The organism is Myxococcus vastator (genome assembly GCF_010894475.1).
Classification (GTDB): domain Bacteria; phylum Myxococcota; class Myxococcia; order Myxococcales; family Myxococcaceae; genus Myxococcus; species Myxococcus vastator.
This window is the reverse complement of record NZ_JAAIYB010000523.1, coordinates 1-5,483: the sequence shown is the minus strand read 5'-3', so window position 1 is coordinate 5,483 and position 5,483 is coordinate 1. Positions and strand designations below refer to the sequence as shown.

The window sequence follows — 5,483 nt, the reverse complement described above, 5'->3', positions numbered from 1 at the left end:
GTCGAGGAGGCCGCTTGGGGTTCGGTGGAGCCATGGTGCCCATTCTCCCAGATTGGGGGCGGCGACGAACCCCTTGCGAATACTGGCCTGTCCGCGACCCGAGACTCTAGAGTGAGGGACACACCCACGCCTATGGACCCGAGAGGATTGCCGCACGTGACCCCGCCCGCTATTCGGCTCTTCAACACGATGACCATGCAGAAGGAGCTGCTGCAGCCCGCCATTCCTGGCGAGGTGGGGGTCTACGTCTGTGGTCCTACCGTCTACAGCTACATCCATATCGGGAATGCTCGCACCTTCACCTCGTTCGACGTGGTGGTCCGCTACCTCCGTCACCGGGGCCTGAAGGTCCGGTACGTCCGCAACTTCACGGACGTGGACGACAAAATCATCAAGGCGGCCGCGGAGACGGGGGAGGCCCCGGTGGCGCTGGCGGCGCGCTACGTGGAGATCTTCCGGGAGGACACCCGGGCGCTCCACCTGCTGGAGCCGGACTTCTCGCCGCGGGTGAGCGACCACCTCCCTGAAATCATCGCCATCATCCAGAAGCTCGTGGACAAGGGCCACGCGTACGCCTCCCAGGGCGACGTGTACTTCTCCGTGAGCAGCGACGCGGACTACGCGAAGCTGTCCAAGCGCAACCTGGACGAGCTGTGCGTGGGCGACCGCGTGCAGCCGGGTGAGCTGAAGCGCGAGCCGCTCGACTTCGCCCTGTGGAAGGCGGCCAAGCCGGGAGAGCCCGCGTGGGAGAGCCCCTGGGGCCCCGGCCGTCCGGGCTGGCACATCGAGTGCTCCGCCATGAGCGCGAAGTACCTGGGAGAGACGTTCGACATCCACGGCGGCGCGCTGGACCTCATCTTCCCCCACCACGAGAACGAAATCGCCCAGAGCGAGTCCGCCAACGGCGTGACGTTCGCCCGGTATTGGATGCACTGCGGCTTCCTGGACCTGGAAGGCGCGAAGATGTCCAAGTCGCTGGGCAACGTGGTGCGCCTGCGCGACGCGCTGACCAAGGTGGACCCGGAGGCGCTGCGCTTCTTCTTCCTCGCCACGCACTACCGCCACCCGCTGTCGTTCTCCGACAAGGCGCTGGCGGACGCGGAGACGCGCATGGAGTACTTCTACGAGACGCTCCGCAAGGTGGACGAGCGACTCTCAGGGAAGGACTTCGGCAAGGGGCCCCTGCACGGCGACCCGCGGCGCTTCTTCTCCGAGTTCGAGTCCGCCATGGACGACGACTTCAACACCGCGGGCGGCCTGGGCGCGCTGTCGGGCCTCTTCGGGATGATGAACGAGCTGACCGACAAGCCGCCCGTGAAGGACAAGGCCCTGGTGGGCCGCACCCTGCAGTCGCTGCGTGAGGACGTGCGCAGGGTGTCCGGCGTCCTGGGCCTCTTCGAGGACGCGCCCGATGCGTGGCTGCTGCGCCGCCGGGAGCGCGCCGTGCGCGAGCGCGGCATCGACGTGGCGGAGGTGGAGCGCCTGCTGGGCGAGCGCACCGCCGCCCGCGCGGCGAAGGACTTCGCCGCCGCGGACCGGGTGCGGAGCGAGCTGAAGCAGAAGGGCGTGGAAATCATGGACACGCCTGCTGGCACGACGTGGAAGGTGGCGCCGCTCCAGGGCTGATGCGGTGCTTCGGGTGTCCCGGGCTTCGTGTTAGGGCTCGGGACACCATGATGCGCTCGCTGCCCCTGCTCTTCGCCCTCTGCTCCGCTCCCGCGCTCGCGCAGCGCGTGCAGTTGACGACGCCCGCGGAGAAGTCCGCGTCCGGTGTCATCGCTCCGGAGGTGCTGCGCGCGCACGTGCGCTTCCTCGCCAATGACCTGCTGGAGGGCCGCGGTCCCGGCACACGGGGCGACGCGCTCGCGCAGGCGTACATCGCCGCGCAGTTCGAGGCGCTGGGGCTCAAGCCGCTGGGCACGGACGGCTCGTACCTGCAGCCCTTCGACCTGATGGGCGTCACCAGCAGCCCCAAGGCGCTGTCGTTCCATGCGCCCCAGGGCGCGGTGCACCTGAAGTTCCACGAGGACTTCATCGCCGTATCCGGCGTGCAGGCCCCCGAATCGAAGCTGGAGGCGTCCGAGCTCGTCTTCGTGGGCTACGGCATCCAGGCGCCCGAGTACCAATGGGACGACTTCAAGGGGATGGACCTGCGCGGCAAGACGCTGCTCATCCTCAACAGCGACCCGGAGGATGACCCGCGACTCTTCGCCGGGAAGACGCGGCTCTGGTACGGCCGCTGGGATTACAAGTACGAGCAGGCCGCGAAGCTGGGCGCGGCGGGCGCCATCATCATCCACACCACGCCGAGCGCGGGCTACCCGTGGCAGGTGGTGCAGACGTCATGGACGGGAGAGCAATTCGAGCTGCCCGCCGCGGAGGGGCCGCGCCTCCAGGTGAAGGCCTGGACGACCGAGCAGGCCACGCGCCGGGTGTTGCAACTGGCGGGCAAGGACCTGGGCGCGCTGTGGGCCGCCGCGCAGCAGCGCGACTTCCAGCCCGTGCCGCTCGGGGTGACGGTGTCGTCGCGCCTCACCAACACGGTGCGCCGCAGCCCCACCGCCAACGTGCTGGCGCTGCTGCCCGGGAGCGACCCGAAGCTGTCCCAGGAGGCGGTGCTCTACACCGCGCACCATGACCACCTGGGCAAGAAGGAAGGCGGCAAGCCGGGCGAGGACACCACCTACAATGGTGCGCTCGACAACGCGTCCGGTGTGTCGGCGATGCTCAACATCGCCCAGGCGTTCAAGGCCCTGCCCAAGGCTCCGCGCCGCTCCATCCTCTTCGCCGCCGTGGCCGCCGAGGAGCAGGGGCTGCTGGGCTCGCAGTACCTGGCCGAGCACCCGCCCGTGCCCCACGGCCGGGTCGCCGCCAACATCAACATCGACGGCGCCAACATCCATGGCCGCACCCGCGACCTCACCGTCATCGGCCTGGGCAAGTCGAACCTGGACGCCACGCTGGTCGCCCTGGCGAAGACGCAGGGCCGGGTGGTGAAGGCGGACCAGCTGTCGGACCGGGGCTTCTTCTACCGGTCGGACCAGTTCAACTTCGCCAAGCGCGGCATCCCCGCCGCGTACTTCGGCAGTGGGATGGACTTCATCGACAAGCCGGAGGGCTGGGGCAAGCAGCAGCGGGAGGTTTGGGAGTCGAAGCACTACCACCAGCCGTCGGACGAGCTGCGCCCGGAGTGGGACTTTTCCGGCGCGGTGGAAGACGTCCGCCTGTTCTTCCTGCTGGGGGCACACGTCGCCCGGCAACCGGAGCTGCCGCGCTGGAACAAGGGGGATGAGTTCGAGGCCGCCCGGCTGCAATCCCTGGAAGCGCTGAAGCGGCAGGACACTTCGAGGTAGCGCGGTCACGAACATCCGGCCTTCCCACCCGCGCGGTGTTAAGTCTCGCGGGTATGTCGGACTTCCAGCTCGTCAGCGACCACAAGCCCGAAGGCGACCAGCCGAGGGCCATTGGCGAACTCACGCAGGGTCTCCTGCGGGGCGACCGCTACCAGACCCTCCTGGGCGTCACCGGGTCGGGCAAGACGTTCACGATGGCGAACATCATCGCCAACGTGCAGCGGCCCACGCTGGTGATGGCCCATAACAAGACGCTGGCCGCGCAGCTCTACGGCGAGTTCAAGTCGCTCTTCCCGAACAACGCCGTCGAGTACTTCGTCTCGTACTACGACTACTACCAGCCCGAGGCCTACGTCCCGTCGACGGACACCTTCATCGAGAAGGACTCGTCCATCAACGACAACATCGAACGGATGCGCCACTCGGCCACCCATTCGCTGCGCACGCGGGACGACGTCATCATCGTCGCCAGCGTGTCCTGCATCTACGGCCTGGGCGCGGCTCGCAGCTACGTGGACCTGGCGGTGCGCGCGGCGGTGGGCGAGGAGATGGGCCGCGACACCTTCATGCGCAAGCTGGTGGAGGCCCAGTACAAGCGCAACGATTTGGACTTCCACCGCGGCACCTTCCGCGCGCGCGGCGACACCGTCGAGGTGTTCCCCGCCTACGAGGAGGAGCGGGCCGTGCGCGTCAGCTTCTTCGGCGACGAGGTGGAGCGCGTCACCGAGTTCGACCCGCTGCGCGGCGTGACGCTGGGCGCGCTGGAGAAAATCGTCATCTTCCCCGCCAGCCACTACGTGGCCGAGGAAGACGTGCGCCGGCGCGCCATCCAGACCATCCGCGACGAGCTGACCGAACAACTGCAGACCTTCAAGCGCGAGGGCAAGCTGCTGGAGGCGCAGCGGCTGGAGCAGCGCGCCATGTTCGACCTGGAGATGATTGAGCAGGTCGGCTACTGCAGCGGCATCGAGAACTACTCCCGGCACTTCTCCGGCCGCGCGGCGGGAGAGCCGCCGCCGTGCCTCATCGACTACTTCCCGCGCAACCTGCTGGTGATGCTCGACGAGAGCCACCAGACGGTGCCGCAGATTGGCGCCATGTACCGCGGCGACCGGGCGCGGAAGGAGACGCTGGTGGGCTTCGGCTTCCGCCTGCCCAGCGCGCTGGACAACCGCCCGCTCAAGTTCGGTGAGTTCGAGGAGCTGGTGCCCCAGGCCATCTTCGTCTCCGCGACGCCGGCCGAGTACGAGCTGCAGAAGTCGCAGGGCGTGGTGGTGGAGCAGATCATCCGCCCCACCGGCCTGACGGACCCGGAGGTGGAGATTCGCCCCGTGGGCAATCAGGTGGACGACCTGCTGGAGGAGGTGCGTCAGCGGGTGACTCGCAGCGAGCGCGTCCTGGTGACGACGCTCACCAAGCGCATGGCGGAGGACCTCACGGAGTACTTCTCCGACGTGGGCGTGCGCGTGCGCTACCTGCACTCGGACATCGACGCGATTGAGCGCATGGCCATCATCCGTGACTTGCGCAAGGGCGAGTTCGACGTCCTGGTGGGCATCAACCTGCTGCGCGAGGGCCTGGACATCCCCGAGGTGTCCCTGGTGGCCATCCTGGACGCGGACAAGGAGGGCTTCCTGCGCAGCCACGTCTCCCTCATCCAGACGATTGGCCGCGCGGCCCGCAACGTGAATGGCCGCGTCATCATGTACGCGGACAACGTCACCGACTCCATGAAGAAGGCCCTGGAGGAGACGACGCGCCGCCGCGACATCCAGCGCGCGCACAACCAGGCGCACGGCATCACCCCGCGTTCGGTGAAGAGCAACATCACAGACTTGTCCGAGCACGCGGCCTACGAGGCGGGTGACGTGGGCGCCCTGCCGATGGCGGCCGAGGGCGAGGACGACGTCCTCCAGCCGAAGGAAATCAAGCGGCTCATCGAGGACTTCACCAAGGAGATGCTCGCCGCCGCGGACGAGATGCAGTTCGAGAAGGCGGCCGAGTACCGCGACCGCGTGCAGCTCCTGAAGGACATGGACCTGGGGCTGAAGCCGGCGTCGCGCTCGCTGCTGCGGGCCCCGGCGAAGGCCGCGGACGCGGAGTCCCCGAAGAAGGGCCGGGGCCCGCAGC

3 protein-coding genes are annotated in these 5,483 nt (G+C 68.2%); all 3 read left to right on the top strand.

Annotated elements, in window-relative coordinates; genetic code table 11:
* Positions 1–156: 156 nt before the first annotated feature.
* Positions 157–1,626 (top strand): cysteine--tRNA ligase, encoded by a 1,470-nt coding sequence (gene cysS, locus G4D87_RS32980; RefSeq protein ID WP_443192656.1) that lies wholly within the window; start codon positions 157–159, stop codon positions 1,624–1,626.
* 47 nt (positions 1,627–1,673) lie between these two features.
* Complete coding sequence (locus G4D87_RS32975) at positions 1,674–3,353, top strand: M28 family metallopeptidase (RefSeq protein ID WP_371928637.1); 1,680 nt, start codon at positions 1,674–1,676, stop codon at positions 3,351–3,353.
* A 53-nt stretch (positions 3,354–3,406) separates the two neighbouring features.
* Positions 3,407–5,483 (top strand): excinuclease ABC subunit UvrB (gene uvrB / locus G4D87_RS32970; RefSeq protein ID WP_163786654.1); only part of this gene is annotated, 2,077 nt, incomplete at its 3' end.